The organism is Microbacterium commune (assembly GCF_014836945.1).
GTDB lineage: Bacteria > Actinomycetota > Actinomycetes > Actinomycetales > Microbacteriaceae > Microbacterium > Microbacterium commune.
Window position 1 is genome coordinate 477,103 of the sequence record NZ_JACSPX010000001.1, and the last position, 24,045, is coordinate 501,147.

20 protein-coding genes are annotated in these 24,045 nt (G+C 71.4%); 5 read left to right on the plus strand and 15 right to left on the minus strand.

Going from position 1 to position 24,045, the window contains the following annotated elements; translation table 11 throughout:
* Position 1 precedes the first annotated feature (1 nt).
* From H9633_RS02295 to H9633_RS02330, 8 genes are all read right to left on the minus strand, one after another.
* On the minus strand, positions 2-1,372 hold the full coding sequence (locus H9633_RS02295; protein WP_191711940.1) for a S8 family serine peptidase: 1,371 nt from the start codon (positions 1,370-1,372) through the stop codon (positions 2-4).
* Positions 1,369-1,902 (minus strand): DUF501 domain-containing protein, encoded by a 534-nt coding sequence (locus tag H9633_RS02300; RefSeq protein WP_071644578.1) that lies wholly within the window; start codon positions 1,900-1,902, stop codon positions 1,369-1,371. Before H9633_RS02300 ends, H9633_RS02295 begins: the two co-directional genes overlap by 4 nt.
* 34 nt (positions 1,903-1,936) lie before the next feature.
* Positions 1,937-2,458, minus strand: coding sequence for an FtsB family cell division protein (locus tag H9633_RS02305; protein ID WP_191711941.1), 522 nt, complete (start codon positions 2,456-2,458; stop codon positions 1,937-1,939).
* 42 nt (positions 2,459-2,500) lie between these two features.
* Positions 2,501-3,781 (minus strand): phosphopyruvate hydratase, encoded by a 1,281-nt coding sequence (eno, locus tag H9633_RS02310; protein WP_071644576.1) that lies wholly within the window; start codon positions 3,779-3,781, stop codon positions 2,501-2,503.
* A gap of 97 nt (positions 3,782-3,878) precedes the next feature.
* Positions 3,879-4,541: an O-methyltransferase gene (locus H9633_RS02315; RefSeq protein WP_191711942.1), complete on the minus strand. Its 663-nt coding sequence runs from the start codon at positions 4,539-4,541 to the stop codon at positions 3,879-3,881.
* 32 nt (positions 4,542-4,573) lie between these two features.
* Positions 4,574-5,539 carry a CPBP family intramembrane glutamic endopeptidase gene (locus H9633_RS02320; RefSeq protein WP_071644574.1) on the minus strand — a complete coding sequence of 322 codons (966 nt, stop codon included), beginning with the start codon at positions 5,537-5,539 and terminating at the stop codon, positions 4,574-4,576.
* A 16-nt stretch (positions 5,540-5,555) separates the two neighbouring features.
* Positions 5,556-6,578, minus strand: coding sequence for a DUF1648 domain-containing protein (locus H9633_RS02325; protein WP_191711943.1), 1,023 nt, complete (start codon positions 6,576-6,578; stop codon positions 5,556-5,558).
* The gene (locus tag H9633_RS02330) at positions 6,575-6,925 is read right to left on the minus strand and encodes a GntR family transcriptional regulator (protein ID WP_071644572.1); all 351 of its coding nucleotides are present in this window, start codon (positions 6,923-6,925) and stop codon (positions 6,575-6,577) included. Before H9633_RS02330 ends, H9633_RS02325 begins: the two co-directional genes overlap by 4 nt.
* A 131-nt stretch (positions 6,926-7,056) precedes the next feature.
* Between H9633_RS02330 and H9633_RS02335 the strand changes: the two genes are divergently transcribed.
* Positions 7,057-8,286, plus strand: coding sequence for an APC family permease (locus tag H9633_RS02335; protein WP_191711944.1), 1,230 nt, complete (start codon positions 7,057-7,059; stop codon positions 8,284-8,286).
* Positions 8,287-8,421: 135 nt separating this feature from the next.
* Here the strand turns inward: H9633_RS02335 and hisS are convergent, their stop codons facing one another.
* The 3 genes from hisS to H9633_RS02350 all read right to left on the minus strand — a co-directional run bounded on the left by hisS (position 8,422) and on the right by H9633_RS02350 (position 11,644).
* Positions 8,422-9,684, minus strand: a complete 1,263-nt coding sequence (hisS, locus tag H9633_RS02340) for a histidine--tRNA ligase (RefSeq protein WP_225211139.1) — start codon at positions 9,682-9,684, stop codon at positions 8,422-8,424.
* A 120-nt stretch (positions 9,685-9,804) separates the two neighbouring features.
* A complete protein-coding gene (locus H9633_RS02345; protein ID WP_191711946.1) occupies positions 9,805-10,464 on the minus strand; it encodes a MazG family protein in 660 nt (219 codons plus the stop codon).
* A 4-nt stretch (positions 10,465-10,468) separates the two neighbouring features.
* Positions 10,469-11,644 (minus strand): Na+/H+ antiporter NhaA, encoded by a 1,176-nt coding sequence (locus H9633_RS02350; RefSeq protein WP_191711947.1) that lies wholly within the window; start codon positions 11,642-11,644, stop codon positions 10,469-10,471.
* A gap of 57 nt (positions 11,645-11,701) precedes the next feature.
* On the opposite strand from H9633_RS02350, the gene H9633_RS02355 reads away from it, so the two are divergent.
* Both H9633_RS02355 and gdhA read left to right on the plus strand, forming a co-directional pair.
* Complete coding sequence (locus H9633_RS02355) at positions 11,702-14,365, plus strand: phosphoenolpyruvate carboxylase (protein ID WP_191711948.1); 2,664 nt, start codon at positions 11,702-11,704, stop codon at positions 14,363-14,365.
* Between the two features lie 192 nt (positions 14,366-14,557).
* Positions 14,558-15,862 carry an NADP-specific glutamate dehydrogenase gene (gene gdhA / locus H9633_RS02360; protein ID WP_404802963.1) on the plus strand — a complete coding sequence of 435 codons (1,305 nt, stop codon included), beginning with the start codon at positions 14,558-14,560 and terminating at the stop codon, positions 15,860-15,862.
* A gap of 115 nt (positions 15,863-15,977) precedes the next feature.
* Here the strand turns inward: gdhA and H9633_RS02365 are convergent, their stop codons facing one another.
* Genes H9633_RS02365 through H9633_RS02375 form a run of 3 tightly spaced genes read right to left on the minus strand, consistent with a single transcriptional unit; the run spans position 15,978 to position 19,266 of the window.
* Complete coding sequence (locus H9633_RS02365; protein WP_191711950.1) at positions 15,978-16,574, minus strand: gamma carbonic anhydrase family protein; 597 nt, start codon at positions 16,572-16,574, stop codon at positions 15,978-15,980.
* A gap of 38 nt (positions 16,575-16,612) precedes the next feature.
* Positions 16,613-17,650, minus strand: coding sequence for a cytochrome d ubiquinol oxidase subunit II (cydB, locus tag H9633_RS02370; protein ID WP_191711951.1), 1,038 nt, complete (start codon positions 17,648-17,650; stop codon positions 16,613-16,615).
* 23 nt (positions 17,651-17,673) lie between these two features.
* Positions 17,674-19,266, minus strand: a complete 1,593-nt coding sequence (locus H9633_RS02375; RefSeq protein WP_191711952.1) for a cytochrome ubiquinol oxidase subunit I — start codon at positions 19,264-19,266, stop codon at positions 17,674-17,676.
* A gap of 148 nt (positions 19,267-19,414) precedes the next feature.
* On the opposite strand from H9633_RS02375, the gene H9633_RS02380 reads away from it, so the two are divergent.
* Positions 19,415-19,771, plus strand: a complete 357-nt coding sequence (locus H9633_RS02380; protein ID WP_071640522.1) for a BlaI/MecI/CopY family transcriptional regulator — start codon at positions 19,415-19,417, stop codon at positions 19,769-19,771.
* A gap of 44 nt (positions 19,772-19,815) precedes the next feature.
* Positions 19,816-20,625, plus strand: coding sequence for a M56 family metallopeptidase (locus H9633_RS13110; RefSeq protein WP_191711953.1), 810 nt, complete (start codon positions 19,816-19,818; stop codon positions 20,623-20,625).
* Positions 20,626-20,639: 14 nt separating this feature from the next.
* Here H9633_RS13110 and cydC read toward each other — a convergent pair whose 3' ends face one another.
* Positions 20,640-24,002 (minus strand): thiol reductant ABC exporter subunit CydC, encoded by a 3,363-nt coding sequence (gene cydC, locus H9633_RS02390; RefSeq protein ID WP_318247173.1) that lies wholly within the window; start codon positions 24,000-24,002, stop codon positions 20,640-20,642.
* Positions 24,003-24,045 lie beyond the last annotated feature (43 nt).

Genomic DNA, 24,045 nt, shown 5'->3' on the forward strand with positions numbered 1-24,045 from the left:
GTCAGGGTGTGGGAGTGCGTCTACCGCGCTCCGATCGGATGCGCCGGGCAGCTGCGGTGACGCCAAGCGCTACCAGGATACCAGGCACCGTGAGGGCCAACAGCGGCAGGGTACCGTATCGCAGCGACTCCTCGGTCGGGAGCAGCGGCGACGCGGCCTCGACGGACCGTTCGACCGGCGGGAGCGGCGGCACGGCGACCGGGGTCGCGGGCTGCTCTGGCACCGGCTGCTCGGGAGCATCGGCACGGCGGTAGACCCGGATCCACTCCTTCAGGTCGCCCATCGGATTGCTCGAGACGCGGGGAATGGATGCCGTGACCGCGGCCTCGGCATCGAGCAGACCGTAGCCGTAGAGCGGGTCGGGGGTGCGCGCCATGTCGGGCACGGGCTGCGCGGTCCTGATCAGGCGGTTGATGACGTTGGCCGCATCCAGATCGGGATGCGCTGCGCGCACCAGCGCGGCAGCACCCGCGACGATCGGGGCGGCCCCGCTCGTGCCGTCCCACGACCGCAGGGTGCCGTCGGCCGAGACGCCCAGCAGCGACTCGCTCGGCGCCGAGATGCCGATCGTGATGCCCTGGGTGGATGCGCCGCGGCTGGCGACCCCGGTCTGGTCGACGCCGCCGACGGTCAGCACACCCGGAATCGTGGCAGGCGCGCCGATCATCGAGGTGCCGCTGCCGCGGTTGCCGGCGGCGACGATCACCACGACGTCGTGCTCGAACGCGTACAGGAACGCCTCGTCCCAGCTGCGATCCCAGTCGAGGGTGTTGGTGGTGAAGGAGAGGTTGATGACGTCGGCGTCGTGGTCGACGGCCCACTTCATGGCCTCGACCACCTGGTCGACGAACGGCTTCGTCGACGCGGAGCCGGGGAAGCCGAGCGAGACCGACAGCAGCTGTGCCTCCGGTGCGACGCCGATCATCCCGGTGCCGTCGGGGTTCCCGCGTCCGGCGGCGAGGGAGGCGACCCACGAGCCGTGGTTGGGATCGCGCACGCCGACCGGGGTGCGCCCGTCCGCACTGCCGACGCCGGACACGTCGGTGCCGTCGGCCACCGCGCCGTCGAAGATCACCGGCGGCTTGCCGATGCCGGTGTCGATGACCGCGATCTTCACGCCCTTGCCCCTGGTCACGTTCCAGGCCTGCCGGATCCCAGCACCGTCGAGCCAGTACTCCATCGCCCGGGCGGGGTCGTTCGGGTCGTCGGGGATCGGTGGCGCGGCGGGCGTCGCCGTCTCCGTGGGCGCCTGCAACGTCGACGTCGACGTCGCCGAGGCGGCGGAGGCGGGTGCGGGCACGGCCGCGAACACCGCGGATGCCGCGATCGCCGCTGTCACAGCGACGCCACGCAGCATCCGAGCGGCCGTCATGACGCGCGGTCCGCCAACGCGGCGCCGGGGTCGACGCACGCGCATCGCTCGGGCGACCAGGAGGAGCGCTCCAGCGCGGCATCCCCCACCGGGTTCACACCCGGCCCCGCGGCCAGAGCGTGCCCGGCGAGAGCGTGCAGACACTTCACGCGCGTCGGCATCCCCCCGGCCGAGATGCCGTCGATCTCGGGCACCTCGCCGAACTGCGCGCGGTCGGCGAGGTACGCCTCGTGCGCGCGGCCGTAGGCTGCGGCGACGTCGTCGTCCTCCTCGAGCATCCGAGCCAGCTCGGGCATCACCTGCGTCGCCTCGAGGGTTGACATCGCGGCGGTCGCCGCGGGGTGCGTCAGGTAGTAGAACGTCGGGAAGGGCGTTCCGTCGTCGAGACGGGGCGCCGTGGCCACCACGGTCGGGTTGCCGCAGACGCAGCGCGCGGCGATGCCGATGACGCCGCGGGCGGCACGGCCCAGCTGACTCGAGACCACATCGATCTCTGCAGCGGTGGGCGTCGGGAAGGGAGGTGTCGTCACCCCACCAGGGTACGGGAGGTCACTGTGACAGACCTCAGCCCTGCGGAGTCGGCGCCTCGACGGCCGTCTTCGCGAGCCCTGCGGAGGTCAGCCCGCGCAGCAGCTGCGGCATCCAGTCGGCCGGGCGCTCCTCGAGCTGGGCGCTGACCTCCTGCTGCTCGGGCGGCAGGTCGGCGGGATCCAGATCGTCGTCGACGAGGTAGACGACCTCGCCGGGCTTGACGTAGTACAGCCGCTCACGCGCCTGGGTGGTGATGTACGCCGGGTCGTCCCATCGATCGCGCTCGCGCTCGAGATCGGCGATCTGCTCCTCGGTCACCTGCACCGAGTGCTCGAGCGCGGCGATCTTCTGCTTCTGGCCGAGGTAGGTGCCGATGGTCGGCACGAGCACCCAGGTGCCGAGCACGACCAGCGAGAGCATGATCACGGCGAAACCCGACAGGCGGATGCCGCTCGCCCACTCCCTCACATCGACCGTGCGTCCGCCGGACGCGCGCGAGGAGGGTGACGACGCGGGCACGGACGCCGAAGGAGGAGGAGCGGGTCGTCTGGCCATGCTCCTCCTCCTTCGTCCGTTCAGATCAGCGCGCGCTCCGGCTCACGCCTGGAAGCGCGGGAAGGCCGACGCACCCGCGAAGACCGCGGCGTCGCCCAGATCCTCTTCGATGCGCAGAAGCTGATTGTACTTCGCGACGCGCTCGCTGCGTGCGGGCGCACCGGTCTTGATCTGACCCGCGTTGGTCGCGACGGCCAGATCGGCGATCGTGGTGTCCTCGGTCTCGCCCGAACGGTGCGAGAGCATGGCCGTGTAGCCCGAGCGCTGCGCGAGGCTGACCGCGTCGAAGGTCTCGGTCAGGGTGCCGATCTGGTTGACCTTCACGAGCAGCGAGTTGGCGACACCGCGCTTGATGCCGTCGCCGAGGCGCTCGGGGTTCGTGACGAACAGGTCGTCGCCGACCAGCTGCACCTTGCTGCCGAGGGCCTCGGTGAGCAGCTTCCAGTTGTCCCAGTCGTCTTCGGCGAGGGCATCCTCGATCGTGACGATCGGGAAGTCCGCGACGAGGCCCTGGTAGTACTCGATCAGCTCGGGGCCGGTCCAGTCCTTGTTGTCGAGGCGGTAGACGCCGTCGTTGAAGAACTCCGTCGCGGCGACGTCGAGGCCGAGCGCGATGTCCTTGCCGGGGGTGAAGCCGGCCTTCTCGATCGCCTTGATGAGGAACTCGAGGCCCTCGCGGTTGCTGGGCAGGTCGGGGGCGAAGCCGCCCTCGTCGCCGAGACCGGTGGCGTAGCCGGCAGCCTTCAGCTCGCTGCGCAGCACGTGGTAGGTCTCGACGCCCCAGCGCAGCGACTCGGAGTAGGTGTCGGCGCCGATCGGTGCGAGGAAGAACTCCTGCATGTCGATGCCGTTGTCGGCGTGCTCGCCGCCGTTGATGACGTTGAACAGCGGGACGGGCAGCAGGTGCGCGTTGGGGCCGCCCAGGTAGCGGAACAGCGGCAGGTCGGCCGAGTCGGCGGCGGCCTTGGCCACGGCCAGGCTGACGCCGAGGATGGCGTTGGCGCCGACGCGCTTCTTGTTGTCGGTGCCGTCGACCTGGTTCAGGATCTCGTCGACGATGCGCTGCTCGCTCGCCTCGACGCCCTCGATGGCGGGGCCGAGCTCGTCGATGACGGCCTCGACGGCCTTCAGGACGCCCTTTCCGCCGTAGCGGCCCTTGTCTCCGTCGCGCAGCTCGTACGCCTCGAACGCTCCGGTGGATGCGCCGGAGGGGACGGCGGCGCGCTGGACGACACCGTCATCGAGGAGCACCTCCACCTCGACGGTCGGGTTTCCGCGCGAGTCGAGAATCTCGCGTGCGCCTACAGCCTCGATCAGTGCCACAGAAGTGCTCCTTCGAAAGGGAGGGAAGGGTGGTGGTGGAGCGACGTCGATCCGCGCTTCAGTCTAGCCGTGCCCGTCCTCGCCCCTCGGGCGGATGTCAGACGATCAGCGCGAGCGCCACGCCGTCCCATCCCTTGACGCCCACGGTCTGCAGCGCGGTCGCGTCGAAGCGGGGGTCCTCGGCCAGCATCCGGAGCGCCTGCTGCGTGCCGATGACCTTCGAGTCGGCGGTCTCGGCGTCGACGATCTCGCCGTCGCGGCCGATGTTGTCGAGGATGACGACGGTGCCCGGATGCCCGAGTCGCGCCGCCCAGTCGAGGTAGAGCGTGTTGGATTCCTTGTCGGCGTCGATGAACACGAGATCGAAGCCGCCGACGAGCGTGGGCAGCACGTCCTCGCCACGCCCCACGCGGATGTCGACGCGATCGCCGACACCGGCGGCGTCGATGCTGGCGCGCGCGACCGCGGCGTTGACGTGTTCGGCTTCGATCGTGACCACCCGACCCTGGTCGCCCACGGCCCGGGCCATCCAGATGGTCGAGTACCCGCCGAGCGTGCCGACCTCGAGCACGCGCCGTGCGCCGCTCATCCGCACCAGCAGATTCAGCAGCTTGCCCGCGACCGGTGCGACCTCGATGTCGGGCATGCCCGCCGCCTGCTGCGCAGACAGAGCGCGCTCCAGGGCGGGGTCGCGCCCGACGAGCAGGTCGGAGAGGTACTCGTCGGCGGCGCGCCAGGCGTGCGGGGTGGATTCGACCATGCCCCCCAGCCAAGTCGCCGTGCGCGCCGAGGTCAAGGGCGCGACGCGGCGGCCGGCCCGGAGGGCGGTGTCGCGAGAGCCGGCTGCCGGCGGAACTGACCCGTGACCAGCAGCACGACGGCCACCAGAGCGCATGCGATCCACCCCGACGCGCCCAGCACGGACGCGAGCGCCGGATCGGGACGGGTGCCGGCAGCGAACAGCAGGGTGGGCAGGCCGGCTGCCGCGTTGAGGGCGCCGTGCGCGAAGACGGGCGGCCACACCGACCCGGACCGCAGACGCAGCCAGCCCAGCAGCACTCCCCATGCCAGGCATCCGGTGGTCATCAGCAGCACTCCGGTGATGTCGGTGCGCGCGAAGTTGTACCCGAGCAGGATGATCGGCGCGTGCCAGATCCCCCACACGGCGCCGCTGATGAGCAGGGCGGGCCAGGTGCCGTACCGACGCAGGGCCGGAAGGAGGAACCCGCGCCAGCCGATCTCCTCGCCGAACGCGGCGACGGCGTTCACGGTGGCCGCGGCGACGGGCATCGCCAGCAGCTGCGCGATGACGAGCAGGCCGACGGGCGGAAGTGCGGCCGCTCCGGCGGGACCTGATTGCAGCACCTCCGCGAATCCCGAGAACGTCACGAGATCGAGCGTGATCCAGCCGCAGACGACGGCGACGGCGAGGGAGAGCGCCACCACCCCGATGGTGCCGAACAGCGCGATGATGCTCATGCCCACCACGCGTCTCGCCGGGCGCAGCGGCCACATGCCGAGGAGGCGGAGTCGCCGGCCGCGTGGCACGGGCCGGAGCACGAGCAGCACCCCGAGCACCGCGGCCGCGGGCGTGTACATCATCAGCGGCAGCAGCAGCCCGGCGAGCGGCGACGCGAGGCCGCCGCCCAGCCACAGCGGCAGTGCCACAGCCCACGCCAGTCCGAGCGCGAGCACGATGAACGCGACGATGGCCGTGCGGCCCACCTCGGGCATCCGGTCGGTCGGCTGATCCGTCATCTCGATGCTCCTCCGCTCAGGCCTCTGCTCGGCGCTCGAGGTGCGCCTGCAGGGTCGCCGCGGCCGTCTCGGCACCGTCGACGGTGATCACGACCGCGCCCGCGCCTCGGCGGTCGACCTCGATCGCGGGTCCGGTGCGCAGCACGATACCGGTGCGGCCGTCGAGACCGACCCGCCAGCCCGTGCCGCCGAACTCGGCGAAGGGGTGGCATTCGATCGCGCGCACGCCGGTGATCTCGTCGAGCGGCACGTGCAGCCGCGGGAATCCCAGCTGGGAGCGCACGTGCAGCCCGTCCGCGCCGACGCGCACGCGGAACGATGCCGTCGCCGCGAGGGCGAGACCGACCACGGCCAGCACGAGCAGCGGTATCCACGCGCTCCCGGGCGCCTGCAGCAGCATCACCGCGGTCACCCCGATCAGGACGACGCAGGCGAACCCGACGATCAGGAGGCCGCCGCGCGCCATCCTCGCCGTGCCCATCCAGACCACCCGCTCCCCCGCAGAGATCGACGGCAGACGCGTGGTCTTCAGCGTCACGGGCCCGGTCGCCTCGACGTCGGGCTGCAGCACCCAGCCCGCGGCGGAGAGGATGAGCAGAGCGCAGAACGCGCCGACGAGCACGGGCAGCACGTCGGTCGCATCGGCGGCGTCGGACAGGCCACGCTGCATCCACGTCGACCCGGTCGTCGTCACGGCGCTGAAGCCCGAGAGCGCGAGCGCGAGCGCTCCCAGGAACCGTGCTGTCACACCCCACTGCTGTCGCGCCATGGTGAGCGTGACCGTCACCAACAGCAGCGGAAGGCCGAGTCCGATGCCGATGGCGAGCCAGAGGTAGGTCACGGGCGGTCCGTACCCGTCGACGCCGCCGGCTCCCCAGTGGGTCGCCGCGGGGTCGGGCAGCTCGGGCATCCAGACGGCGATCAGCGCGACCGCGACCGCGGTGAAGACGGCCGGGATGACGAGGCCGACGACGGTGAGAGCCCGTCGGGCTCGCCGCACGTCGGCGGCGGCGTCGATCTGCGTGCCGGGTGTGGTCATGATTCCATCTCCTTGATGAGTGCGGCGAGGGTGGCAGGGGCGACACCGAGATCGGCGCCGCGGCGCACGAGCGCCGTGATCTCGCCGGCGAGTTCGGCGAGCGGCGCGGCCGAGGCGGAGATCATCGCACCCCGCCCCCGGCGCAGCTCGACGAGGCCCTCGTCGCGCAGTTCCTGGTAGGCGCGAAGCGCCGTGTGCACATTCACCTCGATCGCATCGGCCAGGTCGCGCGCGGCGGGCAGCCGGTCACCGGGGCCCAGGCGCCCGGCGAGCACCTCCCCGCGCACCGATGCGGCGATCTGCTCGAACAGCGGGCGAGGGCTGTCGGGGTCGACTCGGATGAGCATATGCACCTCCCTTTCGCATTATTCTACTCACACTAGATCAACTAGGGCAAGTAGAACTTCCGGGCCGCGATCGATCATCGGGGAGCGCGTCACGTCACTCCCCGTTCACCCCGGGGTGGGAGCATGGGCGGATGCCGCTCGCCCGCCGCCTCACCCTCGTCGACGCCGTCGCGATCGGACTCGGTTCGATGATCGGCGCCGGGGTGTTCGCCGTCTGGTCACCGGCCCTCGGAGTCGCCGGCTCCGGCATCCTGATCGCGCTGGCGATCGCCGCCCTCGTCGCGTTCTGCAACGCCACCTCCTCGGCGCAGCTCGCGGCGGTGCACCCCGTCGCCGGCGGCACGTACGCGTACGCGCGGGCCGAGATCGGCCCGTGGTCGGGCTTCATCGCGGGGTGGTGCTTCGTGATCGGCAAGATCGCGAGCTGTGCGGCCATGGCGATGACCTTCGCCGCCTACGCCGCCCCGGAGAGCTGGCGGACGCCCGTCGCCGTGCTCGCGGTCGCCGCCCTCGCCACCGTCAACTGCTTCGGCGTCACCCGCACCGCGCTGCTGACACGCATCCTCGTGGTCCTCTCGCTGCTCGGGCTGGCCGCGGTCGCGGCATCCGGACTCGCCGCCGCACCGCAGGCCTCTCCCGCTCCCCTGCCCGACGCGACCGCGTACGGCGTGCTGCAGGGGGCGGGCCTGCTCTTCTTCGCCTTCGCCGGATACGCGCGCATCGCGACCATGGGCGAGGAGGTGATCGACCCCGTCCGCACGATCCCCCGCGCGATCGTGCTCGCCCTCGGCGGCGCGGTCGTCGTCTACGTGCTGGTGGCGGTCGCGGTGATGCTGACGCTGGGGGCGGATGCCGTCGGCAGCGCGCATCCGCTCGCCGACGTCGCCGAGGCCGCCGGCTGGAGCTGGGCGGGTCCGGTCGTGCGCATCGCGGCCGCGACGGCGTCTCTGGGCGCGCTGCTCGCCCTCATCACCGGCATCGGACGCACCACGCTGGCCATGGCACGCGAGGCGGATCTGCCGCGGTTCCTCGCCGTCGTCGACGAGCGGTGGCAGGTGCCGCAGCGCGCCGAGGTCGCCGTGGCACTGATCGTGATCGGGATCGTGCTGGTGGCCGACCTGCGCGGAGCGATCGGCTTCTCGTCGTTCGGCGTGCTGCTGTACTACCTGATCGCGAACGCCGCGGCGCTGCGCCAGGGAGCCGACGTGCGCCGCTACCCGAAGGCGCTGCAGGTGATCGGCGCGATCGGATGCCTGGTGCTGGTCTCGACGCTGCCCGCACTCGCCTCGCTGATCGGCACCGGGGTCGTGCTGGCCGGCATCGGGTACCGGATGCTGCGGCTGAGACTCGTCGTGCGCTGAGCTGTGCGCGCCGATGCGGGCGCGCGCGGGTGCATCGGGCGCGGGGCGCGCGGGTGCAGGCGAGCAGCCGAGCGCAGGTCGGATGCCGTGACATCGACCTGCGCTCGTGTGTTCGCCCTCCTCGGCGTGGGCGGATCAGGCCAGCGGCTTGATCTCGGCGGAGCCCGGCTCGTCGCCGGACCGCACCGAGGCGAAGCCGGTGTAGCCGTCGGCAGCCGAGCGCTCGAGCAGCGCCTTCATGTTCTTCGCGCGGCGTTCGAGGCGCACGCGAGCGACACCCGCGCTCAGCAGCGCGGACTTGTGCGCCAGCAGCTGCGCGACCGGCACGTCGGCGTCGTGCACGAGCACGACGGCCTGGGCCTGATCGACCTCCTGCTCGGCGACCAGGTCGACGATGCGCTCGAAGCCGATCGAGAAGCCCACAGCGGGGACCTGCTGGCCGAGGAACCGGCCGATCATGCCGTCGTAGCGCCCGCCGCCGCCGAGCGAGTAGCTCACGGAGGGGTGCGCGAGCTCGAAGATCGTTCCCGTGTAGTAGCCCATGCCGCGCACGAGGAACGGGTCGTACACGAGAGGGGGCGCCCCGGCATCCGGGCGTGCGGCGACGACCGCCTCGCCGAGCGAGGCGAGGTGCGCGACGATCTCGTCGGGAGCGCTCTCGGGGAGCGCCTTGCGGATCTGCCGCTCGCCGTAGGGGGTGTATTCGCGCGTCTGCGGGCGCTTCAGGAACGCCTCGAACGCGTCGACGGCCGTGGCCGTGACTCCACGCTCGCGCAGCTCCCCCGCGACGCCGTCGGGGCCGATCTTGTCGAGCTTGTCGATCGTGATCAGCACGCCGGGGCGCTCGTCCTCGGTGAAGCCGAAGCTGTCGAGCATCCAGTCCAGCGCGCGACGGTCGTTGACCCGCACCGTGCCGCCCTGCAGGCCCAGCGCGTCGATCGTGTCGAGGGACGCGACGATCAGCTCCGCCTCCGCCCGGGAGCTCTCGTCGCCCATGATGTCGATGTCGCACTGCACGAACTGGCGGTAGCGGCCCTTCTGCGGCCGCTCGGCGCGCCACACCGGCCCGATCTGGATCGCACGGAACACCGTCGGCAGCTGCCCGCGGTTCGTCGCGTAGAAGCGAGCGAGCGGGACCGTGAGGTCGTAGCGCAGGCCCAGGTCGCTGAGCGCGGCCGGGTCGTCAGCCGCAGCCCGGATGCCGTCGGCGTCGAGTCCGCGGCGCAGGATGCTGTACGACAGCTTCTCGTTGTCGCCGCCGATGCCGGCGTGCAGGCGCCCGTGCTCCTCGACCACCGGGGTCTCGATCTCGTCGAAGCCGTGCGCACGGTAGCGCTCGCGGATGACGGCGAGCACACGCTCTCGACGAGCCTTTTCTGCGGGGAGGAAGTCGCGCATGCCGCGCGGAGGGTTCACAGTTGCCACGCATCCATCTTCCCAGGTCACCGACGGGCTCTTCGAATCGCTCTACTTGCGCCGATCCGGGCGTCGCGGCGGCAAGATGAGCGATTCGAACGGTCAGCCCGCCTGCTCGGCGGCGCGCACCTCGGATTCGAGCAGGCGGAGGCGCTCGCGCAGCGCGCGCTCGGCGTCCCATCCCTGCTCTCGCGCTGCGGCGACGAGGGCGAGCAGGGCGTCACCCAGCTCGGCTTCGGATGCCGGCTGCCCGACCTGCGCGGACGCTCCTTCGGCTGGCTCTACGACCGACGAGGCCCGTCCGAGCAGCTTGTGCGCTCGGGCCAGCGCGGGCATGCCCGCCGGCACGCCGTCGAGCACGCTGCGCCGCTCGCGCTTCTCGGCCGCCTTGGCCGCGTTCCAGTGCACGAGCACCTCGTCGGGCGTGGTCGCGACGGCATCGCCGAAGACGTGCGGATGCCGTCGCACCATCTTCTCGGTCAGCCCGCGCGCCACGTCGTCGATGTCGAACGGGTCGGACGGGCTCTGCGCGGTGATCGCCGCGTGGAACAGCACCTGCCAGAGCAGGTCGCCGAGCTCTTCGCGCATCTCGATGCGATCGTCGCGCTCCACGGCGTCGATCAGCTCGTGCGCCTCCTCGATGAGATAGGGCACGAGGTCGCGGTGGGTGATCCGCTGCGACCAGACGCATCGCTCGCGCACCTGCCGCATCGTCTCGGCGGCGGCACGCAGCGCATCGGGCTCGCTCAGCGGATCTGTCATCGGCTCACTCCACCGCCGCCGCGAGCCGGCGGTACGAGCGCGCCCGCGCGGTGACGACGATGGCGGAGAGCACCAGGGCGATCAGCGAGCCGCCGAGCACACCGAGGATCGCCTGGTCGCGGATCCCGTTGTCGTCGGCGAAGGCGAGGTTCGCGAGCAGCAGCGACACCGTGAACCCGATGCCGCCGAGGGTGCCGGCGGCGAGGATGTCGGGCAGGCGCAGCGCCGGCTCGGTTCCCTTCGGGCGCAGCTGCATGCTCAGCCACCCGAAGATCCCGATGCCGATGATCTTCCCGACCGGCAGCGCGATGAGGATGCCCCAGAACGCCGGCGACAGCTCGGCGGGCGACACCGGCGGGATGACGACGAACGCGGCGACGAACGCGAAGATCGGCAGGATCACGCCGTTCACCGTCGGCTCGAGCGCGTGACGGGTCTTCTCGGAGGGCACGGGCGACATCGCCAGGCCCAGCATCACTCCGGCGATCGTCGCGTGGATCCCGGAGAGCGCCATGAAGCCCCAGGCGAGCACGCCGACGACCCCCATCAGCACGGCGACCCCCGATGAGCCGTTCTTGGCGACCACCCGGCTGAGCACGGCGAACACCACGACAGACGCGACCGCGAGGGTGAACATCGCCCAGTTCACGTCGTGCGCGAACAGCACGGCGATGAAGATGATGCCGATGATGTCGTCGAGGATGGCGAGGGCGAGCAGGAAGACACGCACCGCCGAGGGCAGCCCCTTGCCGAACATGGCGAGCACGCCGAGGGCGAACGCGATGTCGGTGGCGGTCGGGATGGGCCAGCCGACGGCTGTGCCCTCGCCGGTCGCGGGTCCGGCGATCAGCAGGTAGACGGCGATCGGCACGATCACGCCGCCGGTCGCGGCGATCGCCGGCTGCACCGCCTTGCGCGGCGAGTCCAGCTCGCCGTGGGTGAGCTCGTGCCGCAGCTCGATCGCGACGACGAGGAAGAAGATCGCGAGCAGCCCGTCTGCCACCCACTCCTCGATCGAGAGATCGAGTCCCGTGCCGGGGATGGCGATATGCGCATGCAGCACGTCGGCGATCCCGTCGTGCGTCGCGAGGTTCGCCAGCAGCAGGCCGAGCGCCGCGGCGGCGAGAAGAAGCGCTGCCGGGAACTGCTGGCCACGAAGGGGATTGTCCGAGATTCGCATCCCCTCCACTCTGTCACAGGGGACGGAGGCCCCGTTCGAGCGGTTTACCCTCGAAGCATGTCGCTCGAGCCCACGAACACCGAAGCCATCCGCGTCATCACCCGATTCGAGGCCTCCCACGGCATTCCCGACGCGATGCGCGCGGATGTCCGGATGCTCGGCGGTCTGCTCGGGCAGGTGCTGCGCGAGTCGGGCAGCGCCGGTCTCTTCGAGGATGTGGAGCGGCTGCGACTGGCGACCATCCAGGCATCCGATGTCGACGACGACGGGGCCGCGTTCACGCGGGCCGCCGAGATCGCGGACTCGTTCACGATCGAGCGCGCCGACGAGGTCGCCCGGGCCTTCACCTGCTACTTCCACCTCGTCAACCTCGCCGAGGAGCACCAGCGCGTGCGCATCCTGCGCGAGCGCTCCGGTCAGCCCCGCGAGGGCGCGACCGACACCGTCGCGACCGCCTTCGCCCAGCTGACGAAGGAGGTCGGGGAGGATGCCGCTCGCGAACGCCTCGCCGAGCTGCGCTTCCACCCGGTGTTCACCGCCCACCCCACCGAGGCACGCCGCCGTGCGGTGTCGGGCAGCATCCGCCGCCTCTCCGAGCTGCTCACCGAGCACGATGCCGCGAGCGAGGGCGGCGCCGACGAGCGGCGCGCGCGCCGCAGGATGCTCGAGGAGATCGACACGCTGTGGCGCACCGCTCCGCTGCGTGCGCAGAAGCCCACCCCGACCGACGAGGTCCGCACCGTGATGGGGGTGTTCGACGAGACGCTCTTCAGCACCGTGCCGCACGTGTACCGCCGCATCGACGACGCGCTGCGCGGCGACGAGTCCGGCGCGAGCGCGCCCGTCGTCCCCGCGTTCGTGCGCGTCGGCTCGTGGGTCGGCGGTGACCGCGACGGCAACCCGTTCGTCACCGCCGCCGTCACGAGGGAGGCCGCGCAGATCGCGTCCGAGCACGTGCTGCGCGGGCTCGAGCGGGCACTCGACCGCATCGGCCGCTCGCTTACCCTCGACGCCGCCGACACCCCGCCGAGCGACGAGGTCAGCGCGATCTGGCAGCGCTTCGCCGACGGGCATCCGGAGCTCGCGGACGAGATCGCGACCCGCTCGCCGTCCGAGCCGCACCGGCGCGTGATGCTCGCACTCGTGCACCGCGTGCACGCGACCCGCACCGAGCAGGACGGCGCCTACAGCGCCCCCGAGGAGCTGCTCGCCGACCTGCGGGCGGTGCAGTCGTCACTGGCGGATGCCGGGGCGCGCCGCCACGCGTTCGGCGGCATGCAGCACGTGATCTGGCAGGTGGAGACGTACGGGTTCCACCTCACCGAGCTCGAGGTGCGGCAGCACTCGAAGGTGCACCGGCAGGCTCTCGAGGAGCTGGACGCCGGCGGCGAGCTCAGCGCGCAGACCGAGGAGGTGCTCGATGTGTTCCGCGCGGTCGCCGACATCCAGCGGCGCTACGGACTGCGGGCCGCCGGACGCTACGTCGTCTCGTTCACGCAGTCCGCGCAGGACCTCGCAAACGTGCACCGCCTCGCGGCGTACGCCCTGGGCGACGACGCGCCGGTGCTGGACGTCGTCCCGCTGTTCGAGACCTTCGCCGATCTGCAGGCCGCCCCCGCCATCCTCGCCGAGGTGGTGCGGTTCCCCGAGTTCCGCGCCCGCCTCGACGCCACCGGGGACCGGCTCGAGGTCATGCTCGGCTACTCCGACTCGTCGAAGGACGTCGGCCCGGTGGCCGCGAACCTCGCCCTCTACGAGGCGCAGCGGCAGATCGCCCTGTGGGCGAAGGAGTCGGGCATCCGGCTCACCCTGTTCCACGGTCGCGGCGGGGCGCTCGGCCGCGGCGGGGGACCTGCCAACTCCGCGATCCTCGCGCAGCCGCCGCACTCCGTCGACGGCCGCTTCAAGCTCACCGAGCAGGGTGAGGTCATCTTCGCCCGCTACGGCGAGCCGGCGATCGCGATGCGCCACATCGATCAGGTGGCCGCGGCGACGCTGCTCGCGTCCTCCCCCTCCGTCGAGCAGCGCACCAGCGGCGCCGCCGAGCGGTTCGCCGACGTCGCCCAGACGATGGACACCGCGTCGCGCGAGCGGTTCTTCTCGCTCGTCGCCGCCGACGGGTTCGCGCCGTGGTTCGCGACCGTCACGCCGATGGAGGAGATCGGGCTGCTCGCCCTCGGCTCGCGTCCGGCACGTCGCGGCCTGTCGGTCGAGTCGCTCGAGGACCTCAGGGCGATCCCGTGGGTGTTCGCCTGGACGCAGGCGCGGATCAACCTCGCCGGCTGGTTCGGCCTGGGGACGGCGCTGGATGCCGTCGGCGACGAGGCTCGACTGAGCGAGGCGTACCGCGACTGGCCGCTGCTGCGCACCATGGTCGACAACGTCGCGATGAGCCTGGCGAAGACCGATGAGCGCATCGCCCGCGAGTACCTCTCGCTCGGCGACCGCGACGACCTCGCGAAGATCGTGCTCGACGAGCTCGCCCTCACCCGCGACTGGGTGATCCGTCTCACCGGCGGCGAGCAGCTGCTCGGCAACAAGCCCGTGCTGCAGCGCGCGGTGCAGCTGCGCACGCCCTACGTCGACGCCCTGTCGCTGCTTCAGCTTCGGGCGCTGCGCGCCCTGCGCTCCGACATCCAGGGCGAGACCGACCCCGATCTGCAGCGTCTGCTGCTGCTTTCGGTCAGCGGAGTCGCGGCTGGTCTGCAGAACACCGGGTGATAGCATCCCCTGCGACTTCTCGTCGGAGAGGGCACGACCTGCCAGCTAAAGTGAAGGCTCCAGCCTGATCCGGCGAAGCATCACGCGACACGATCGCACTCCTCCATCCCCCACCAGAAAGCTTCCCGCGTGACAGAGAACACTGCCGACTTCCATCCGCTCAGCGATGCCGCACAGCCCGTCTTCGACGCGGTGCGCAGCCTCAACCCGAATGAGCCGGAGTTCCACCAGGCGGTGCACGAGGTGCTGCACTCGATCGGCCCGGTGCTCGAGCGGCACCCGAAGTACCTCGATCAGGGCGTGCTCGAGCGCCTCGTCGAGCCCGAGCGCCAGGTGATCTTCCGGGTGCCATGGATCGACGACGCGGGCAAGCTGCAGGTCAACCGCGGCTACCGCGTGCAGTACAACTCCGCGCTCGGCCCGTACAAGGGCGGTCTGCGCTTCCACCCCTCGGTGAACATCTCGATCATCAAGTTCCTCGGCTTCGAGCAGATCTTCAAGAACGCGCTCACCGGACAGGGCATCGGCGGCGGCAAGGGAGGCTCGAACTTCGACCCGCACGGCAAGAGCGAGGCCGAGGTGATGCGCTTCTGCCAGTCGTTCATGAGCGAGCTGTTCCGCCACATCGGCGAGCACACCGACGTGCCTGCGGGCGACATCGGCGTGGGCGGCCGCGAGATCGGCTACCTGTTCGGCATGTACCGCAAGATGACGAACCGTCACGAGTCTGGCATCCTCACCGGCAAGGGCATCGGCTGGGGCGGCGCGCAGGTGCGCACCGAGGCGACCGGCTACGGCGCGGTGTTCTTCGTGCAGGAGATGCTCGCGGTGCACGGCGAGAGCCTCGAGGGCAAGCGCGTCGCGGTCTCGGGCTCGGGCAACGTCGCGATCTACGCGATCGAGAAGGCCACCCAGCTCGGTGCACGCGCCATCACCGCATCCGACTCCTCCGGCTACATCGTCGACGACGCCGGCATCGACCTCGCCCTGCTGCGCCAGATCAAGGAGGTCGAGCGCGCCCGCATCGTCGAGTACGCGAACCGCCGCCCCGGTGCGCGCTTCGTCGAAGGCGGCAACGTGTGGGAGACCCCGGTCGACATCGCCGTGCCCTCGGCCACGCAGAACGAGCTGAACGAGGACTCCGCCCGCATGCTCATCGCCAACGGCGTGCGCGCGGTCGCCGAGGGCGCGAACATGCCGTCGACCCCCGAGGCCGTCGGCGCGTTCCAGGACTCCGAGGTGCTCTTCGCACCCGGCAAGGCGGCGAACGCCGGTGGCGTCGCGACCTCCGCGCTCGAGATGAGCCAGAACGCGTCGCGTCAGCGCTGGAACTTCGCGAACAGCGAGCAGAAGCTGCGCGACATCATGGCCGACATCCACGACGCGTCGTTCCGCGCGGCCGAGCGCTACGGCACCCCGGGCGACTACGTCGCGGGCGCGAACATCGCGGGCTTCGAGCGCGTCGCCGACGCGATGCTCGCGCAGGGCGTCATCTGACCCGACGCCACGTCGCGGTCATCCGCGGAGAAACTACTTCCTGCACGAGAAACCACGCCAGAGCGCGTTTCTCACGCAGGAAGTGGTTTCTCGCGTTCGGGGCGGGGCGCCGAGCTCAGAGGCGGCGGTCGGTGGCGTGGCGGGCGAGCGAGCTCGCGTAGCGCTCGGTGAGCTGCACCATCAGGTCGGGGGTGTCGCGGTCGACGCCGAACACGTGGCCGGGAAAGTCGAGCGCGGGCATCGCGGCGGCGATCTCATCGGCCTGGTCGGGCGAGAACAGCTGCACGGGGTCGCCGACCGCGACCCAGCCGATCGGAACGACGCTGCCCTCCGGCAGCACCGCGCGGCGCTGGACGATCGCGTTCACCCGCACCTCGCAGCGCGGCCCGATGAGCGAGCCGTTGAAGACGCGGGCGCCGGATGCCAGGAACACCTCCTCACCGACGGTCGCACCCGCGATGCTCGCCAGCGTGCCCACGAGGGTGTGATCGCCGATGTGCACGGCGTCGGCCGCCGTGGCGCGGATGAGCGCGTTCTCCATCACGATGACATGCTCGCCGAGGGTGATCGGCCCGCCCTCGGCGGTGATCACGGCGCCGTGCAGCACCTGGCAGTTCGGTCCGATCTCGACGTCTCCCGAGATCACTGCGGTCGGCGCCACGACGGCGGAGTCGTGGATGCGGGGCCGAGCCCCGAGGTGCTCGTACATCATGCGGCCAGACTAGCCCTGCGCGTCGGCGCCGCGCTGCCTCAGCGGGCGCGCAGCACCGCCGGCAGCACGATGTGCACCTCGGGGATCATGCCGGGGGTCACCCGCTTGCGGAAGATCCAGTAGCTCCACGCCTGGTAGAGCAGGATCACCGGCAGCGACACGGCGGCAACGACCGTCATCACGCCGAGCGTGTACGGCCCGTTGGCGGCGTTCCAGACAGTGAGGTCGAACGCGGCATCCACCGTCGAGGGCAGCAGCAGCGGGAACATCCCGGCGAAGATGGCCGCGGCGCCGAACAGCCCGAACCCGGCGAAGCCGATGAACGCGCGACCCTCGTGGCGCGCCCGCGCCGCCCGCCAGCCGAAGGCGGCGGCGAGCACCGCGAACACGATGAGCGTCCAGGCGAACACGTTGCCGCCGTGCGCCACCTGCACCCAGATCGCCCACACGGCCGCGGGGGCGATGCACAGCGGCGCCCAGCGGGCGGCGAAGCGTCCGGCCCGCTCGCGCACCGGACCGTCGGCCTTGAGACCGAGGAAGGTCGCCGAGTGCAGCAGCGCGAAGCCGACCACGGCGAGACCGCCGAGCACGGCGGGAACCGTCAGCCAGACGAACGGTCCGCCGACGCGGTCGCCGTTCGCGTCGATGGGCAGACCCGTCGAGGTCAGTGCCAGCGCCGCCCCGATGCAGAACGCGACGATGAGAGAGCCGAGCCCGATCATCCAGGTCCACAGGGTGCGCCAGCGCTCGGTGTGCACCTTGCCGCGGTACTCGATGCCGACGGCTCGCACGATGAGACCGACCAGGGTGATCGTCAGCGGCACGTACAGCGTGGAGAACAGTGAGGCGTACCAGGCGGGGAACGCGGCGAACATCGCCGCCCCCGCGGTGATCAGCCACACCTCATTGCCGTCCCAGACGGGACCGATGGTGTTCAGCATCACGCGACGGTCGCGCTCGGATCGGGTGGAGAACACCATGTGCATGCCCACACCGAGGTCGAAGCCCTCCAGCAGCAGGTAGCCGATCCACAGCACGGCGATCGCCACGAACCAGACGACGGGAAGCGGTTCCATTTCCTCAGTTCCTCTCGGGCCGGTCAGTATGCGAAGGCGAGCACGTCGTCGCGTCGGTCGGGATCGGGTCGGGTGCCGTCGCCGTCATCCGGATGCCCGGGTGCGGCGAGTTCGGGCATCGAGGCGGCCACGCCGCCGCGGACGTACTTCACCATCAGGTAGAGCTCGATCACGAGCATCACGCCGTACACGGCGCTGAGGGTGATGACCGAGAACAGCAGCTCGCCTGCCGTCACGCCGGGTGAGACGGCCGCGGCGGTGAACATGAACACACCGTCGATGCCGGTCGCGTCGGGGTTGGGCGCCACGACGAAGGGCTGGCGGCCGAGCTCGGTGAAGATCCAGCCGGCGATGTTGGCCGCGAACGGTGCGACGATGCCGAGCAGCGCGAGGCGCATGATCCACGGCGAGCGCGGCACGGTGCCCTTGCGGGTCAGCCACAGCGCGACGACGCCGCCGAAGGCGACGACCCCGCCGAGGCCGATCATCAGCCGGAAGCCCCAGTAGGTGACCCACATCACCGGCACGTACTGCACGTCGGTGCCGGCCATGTCGCCGTAGAGCGCGTCATCGGGGATCGTCTTGCCGTACTGGTCGACGTACTGCGGTTCGAGATCGTTGATGCCGGGCATGTCCGCACCCCACTCGCCGGTGCCCAGGAAGCCCAGCACGCCGGGGATCTCGATGAGGGTGATCACGTCGGCGCAGTCCGTCGACCCCGGGTCGCCGAGGGAGAGCACCGAGAACGAGGAGCCGGTGTGGCAGGCGGCCTCCGCCGCCGCCATCTTCATCGGCTGCTGCTCGTACATCAGCTTGCCCTGGATGTCGCCGGATGCCACGGTGCCGAGGAACCCGGCGATGGCCACGATCGCGCCGAAGCGCAGCGACCAGATCCAGACGCCGTGGTCCTTCTTGTCGCGTCCTGGTACGGCATCCGCCTGTCCGACGATCACGCGACCGGTCGCGTCGACCGAGTCGATGCCGTCGTGGCGGCGCCGCCACAGGTGGTACCAGGAGATGCCGAGCAGGAACATGCCCGCCACCACCAGGGCCCCGAAGATCGTGTGGGTGTAGGCGGCGAGCGCGGTGTTGTTGGTGAGCACGGCCCACACGTCGGTCATCACGGGGCGACCGTCGGCGCCCATCTCGACGCCGACCGGGTGCTGCATCCACGAGTTGGCGACGATGATGAAGAACGCCGAGATCCACGATCCGATCACCGCGCACCACAGCGCCGCGAGGTGCAGGCCCTTGCGGAGTCGTCCCCAGCCGAAGATCCAGATGCCGAGGAAGGTGGACTCCACGAAGAAGGCGAGCAGCCCCTCCATCGCCAGGGGTGCACCGAACACGTCGCCGACGAAGCGGGAGTACTCGCTCCACGCCATGCCGAACTGGAACTCCTGCACGAGGCCGGTGGCGACGCCGACGATGAAGTTGATCAGGTAGACCTTGCCCCAGAACTTCGTCATGCGCAGGAACTTCTCGTCTCCCGTGCGCACCCAGCGGGTCTGCATGATCGCGACCATCATGCCGAGACCGAGAGTCAGCGGCACCATCAGGAAGTGATAGACGGTCGTGATGCCGAACTGCCAGCGGGCGATGTCGAGAACGTCCACGCGGTTTCTCCGTTCGCGAAGGGGCGGCGGTCGATCCCGCCACGACTATTCTACGTCTCGTAGAACTTCTTCGACACACGATAGAACAAATTCGACAGGGAGTAGAATCGAAGAGCCGGAGATAATCCGACGGAGGAGGGATGCGCTGATGGGAACGCTCGGAGAGCTCGAACGAGCCGTGATGGATGCCATCTGGGAAGCCGACGCGGCGCTGAGCGCCTACGACGTCCAGCACCAGCTCGAGGCAGCGGGGCGGTCGCTGGCCGTGACCACTCTGCTGACCGTGCTGTCGCGCCTGGAGAAGAAGGGCTTCGTCGCCTCCGACCGCTCGGCTCGCCCGCACCGCTACACCGCCGTCGCCTCCCGCGCGGATCATGTCGCAGAGCTCATGCACTCCGTGCTCGGCGACGCCGGTGACCGCACCGCTGTGCTCGAGCGGTTCGTCGGCGGGGTCTCCCCCGAGGATGCCGCCGTGCTGCGCCAGCTGCTCGGCCGCTCGGGCTGACCGAGGCACCGTGCGGAACGACGAGCCATGCTGATCGACGAGCCATGCTGACGGTCGCGGCCGACACGGCGCAGAGCGGGGCGCTGGTGATCCCGCACGGCGTCGTCATCTTCGGCGCGGTCGTGCTGGGACTGTTCGCGGTCGGGCTCGCCTGGCCGGTGCCGGTGGCCCTGTCACGCGCGTCATGGCCGATGCGCGCGCCCGTGATGGCACTGCTGCTGTGGCAGGCGATCGGCCTGGCCGGCGGGTTCTCGATGATCGCGGCGCTGGCTCTCGCCGGTCACGCGGCGCTGCCCGGGCATCCATGGCTCGCGCCGATCCCCGCCGCCCTGTTCACCATCTACCTGCTCACCCACCTCGGCGCGACGATCGTGCAGGTGACGAAGCAGCGCCGCCGCCATCTCGCACTTCTCGAGATGCTGACCTCTCCGCATCCGACCCGCGCGCGCACGCGGGTGATCGACGATGCGGTCCCGATGGCCTACTGCCTGCCGAACGGGCCGAGGTCGGTCACCGTGCTCTCCCAGGGACTGCTCGATCGCCTCGATCCGGATGAGCTGGCCGCGGTGATCGCGCACGAGCGCGCGCACGTCGAGCAGCGGCACGATCTGCTGCTGCTCGCGTTCCGCGCCTGGCGGTCGGCACTGCCGTGGTTCCCGATCGCGGCGCGTGCGGAAGTCGAGGTCGCAGCGCTCGTGGAGATGCTCGCCGACGATCACGCGCGCCGGGAGGTGCGCGACGAGGTGCTCGCCAGGGCGATCCTGCAGGTCGGTGCGAGCGGCGTGCCCGGCGCCGATCAGCCGGTGTCCGGGTCGATGCGGGTGAGCGACCGGTTCCGGCGGCTCGCCGGCTGACGCGGGAGCGCCCCCTACCTCCGCGTGTTCGCCCGCATCAGATGAGCGGAGGCGGCACGCGCGCCGAGCCGCACGACCGCGTCGCCGTCACGCCGATCCGCTGTGCGGTGCGAGACGAGAACGACGATGCGCTCGGCGGTGGCATCGCGGACGTCGCCCATCATCGCCGCGGCGGTCGGCCGATCGAGGTGGGCGGTCGGCTCGTCGAGCAGGATGACCTCGGCACGAGTGAGCAGGGCCCGCGCCACGGCGAGCCGCTGACGCTCGCCTCCCGACAGTGCCGAGCCTCCGGGGCCGACCCGGGCCTCGAGGTCGCCGCCGAGCGCACCCAGCAGGTCGGCGAGACCCGCGTGCGCGAGCACACCGCGCAGCGCATCGTCGTCGGGTGCGTCGTCGCGATCGCGTGCCAGCAGCAGGTTGCCGCGCAGCGTGGAGTCGAAGACGTAGGCATCCTGCGGGCACCACGCGACCCGGCTGCGCCACGCCCGCTCGTCGAAGGTCGTGATCGGCAGCCGGTCGGCGGTGATCTCTCCGGATGCCACCGGCAGCGCGCCCATCATCGCCGAGAGCAGCGTGGACTTGCCGGATCCCGACGGCCCGTCGAGCACGAGCCACCGGCCGCGATCCACCTCGGCGGTCACGTCCGACACCGCCGGGGCGGCAGCGCCGGGATACGAGACCGTCACCGCTTCGAGCGCGAGGTGTGTGACGGCATCCGGTGTCGTCGTCCCCCACGCCGGGCTCGGCGCCGGCCGCAGCACGACATCGAGACGACGCAGCAGCGTCTGCAGCGCCGGCAGGCGATGCATCGCGGCGACGAGGGCGGCGAGCGGCTCGAGCAGGGCCAGCGAGAGCAGTGCGACGACCGACGCGGACTCGGCCGGCAGGTCGGGAGAGAGCACCGGAACGAGCACGGCGAGCATCGTGGTGGCGATGGTCACGACGGCCGTGCCCAGTCCCGCCGACCACGCGGCGCGGCGCTCCGCCGAGGCGAGCTGCCGCGCGTGCGCGTCGAGCCGGCGCAGTGCGACGGGCGCGACCGCGTTGCCGCGCAGGTCGTCGGCGGCGGAGGCGAGGACGGCGGTCGAGCGCACGATGGCCGACCGGGCGGCGACGCGATCAGCGGCGGCGCCGCGCTCGCTGACGACGGCGAGCACCGACGCGATGACGACGGCGGCGATGAGCACCGCGGCGACCAGCACGGTGAGGTGCGGGGTGACGAACGCCGCCGTGACGACGGTGCCTGCGACCACGAGCACGCCCGCGCCGAGCGGCGGCACGACGCGCGGCAGCTGGTCGCGCAGGTCGTCGGCGAGCGTGACGAGGTAGTCGAGCGGGGCGCCGCCCTCGAGCAGACGCCGTGAGCCGGCACCTCGAGCGGCGATGGCCCGCCACAGTCGCAGGCGCAGCGCATCCACCACGAGGAAGGTCGCACGGTGGGTGACGAGTCGGTCGGCGTAGCGTCCGACAGCACGCCCGATGCCGAACGCGCGCACGCCGACGATCGCGACGAGGAGGTACATGATGAACTCCTCGACGCTGGCGCGCACGATCAGCCAGCCCGAGACGGCGGTGAGCGCGACCGCGAGTCCGGCGGCGAGCGCGGAGAGCGCCATCGACGCCGCCCACAGCCAGGCGTGCGGGCGAAGCAGGGAGGCGAGGGTGAGGCTGCGCCGACCCGCTGCCGGCGGCACTGTGAGGGGGGACGACGACGCCGACGGATGCCCGGTCTCGGTCCGTCCGTCGGATCCCGAGTCCTCCTGAGGTTCGCCATCGACCCGGTCGGCAGCCGCGTCGTGCACCGAGTCGCCTACCGGGACGAACCGGTCGGCGAGGGCCAGGGTGTCGGGCTCGTGACTGGCGAGCACGATCGTGCAGCGCCCGGCGCGACGTCGCACCGCGGCGCGCACGAGGTCGGCCGCGACGGGGTCGAGGTGCGCGGTGGGCTCGTCGAGAACGAGAAGACGCGCGCCGGCATCCACCCGGGCGAGGGCGCGCGCGACGGCCAGCCGGCGCTGCTCCCCCGGGCTGAGCTCGGCGACCGCCGCGTCAGCGAGCCGCCCGAGGCCCAGCTCGTCGAGCGCCTCCGGCCCCGCTCCGTACAGCGCCAGTTCGTCGCGCGGCGTGGCGGCGAAGGCGCGCGGTGCCTGAGGCGCCCAGGCCACAGCATCCGGATCGACCCCGCGCACCGCCCCCGAGATCTCCGCATCGGCGGGCAGCACCCCGGCCAGCGCGCCGAGCAGGGTCGACTTGCCTGCGCCGCTCGGTCCGGTCACCGCCGTGATCCCCGAGATCTCTGCCGTCACCTCGCGCAGGGCGGGTGTCTGCCGGCCCGGGTACGTGACCGTCAGCGCATCGACGCGCGTCCGGCCCGACGGGTCGACGCGCACGTCGTGCCGCGCCGGCGCTCCGAGCATCGCCTTCGCGCGCTCGAGAGCGGACAGTCCGTCCTGCGACGCGTGGAAGGCCGTGCCGACGTCGCGCAGGGCGGTGAAGCACTCCGGCGCGAGGATCAGCGCGATGAGCGCCGGCTCCAGCCCCATCGTGCCGTTGAGCAGACGCAGGCCGAGGAACACGGCCACCACCGCCACCGAGATCGTGGCGATGAGCTCGAGGGCGAGCGCCGACAGGAACGCCCAGCGCAGCGTCTCCTCGGTGTGCCGGCGATAGCGACGCTGGATGCCGTCGAGAGCACGCGTCTGCTCGTCGACGCGGCCCAGCCCGACGAGCACGGGCAGACCGCGGGCGAGCTCGGTGAGGTGATCAGCGAGACGGGTGAGTGCCGTGAGCGCGGCGTCGGTGCGCTGCTGCGTGTGCCGGCCGATCAGGATCATGAACAGCGGCACCAGCGGCACGGTGATCACGATGATGAGCGCGCTGAGCCAGTCGGCACCGAGGATCCGCACGCCCACCAGCACGGGCACGACCGCCGCGCCGATCAGGGCGGGCAGCGACTGGATGAAGTAGTCGTCGAGGTCGTCGAGACCGTCCGCGGCGAGCACGGCGGTGCCGCCGCCGGCGCGGTCGCCCTCGACGATGCGACCCCACAGGCGGCTGCGCAGGTCGCGCTTGACGTGGGTTGCGACGCGGCGGGAGACGACGGATGTCGCCCATTCCGCCCCGGCCCGCAGCAGCGCTCCCGTCACGCCCAGGATGAGGATGGCGCGGGTGGCGTCGGGTGTCAGCCCGGATGCCGCGAGGCCGGCGATCCCACGCGCCACGGCCTCGGCGATGAGCACGAGCCCGAGTGCGCGTGCGGCGGCGAGCAGCCCGAGCACGTACAGTGCCCGCTTCGGCACCAAGGACAGGTCGGGCCGGCGCGACGGCGTCTTGGGGCGCGACGCCTCCAGCACCCAGGGATCTCGGTCAGCGCTCACCCCGTAATTCTACTGTGCGTAGAAGTGCGGGTCTGTCGCGCCG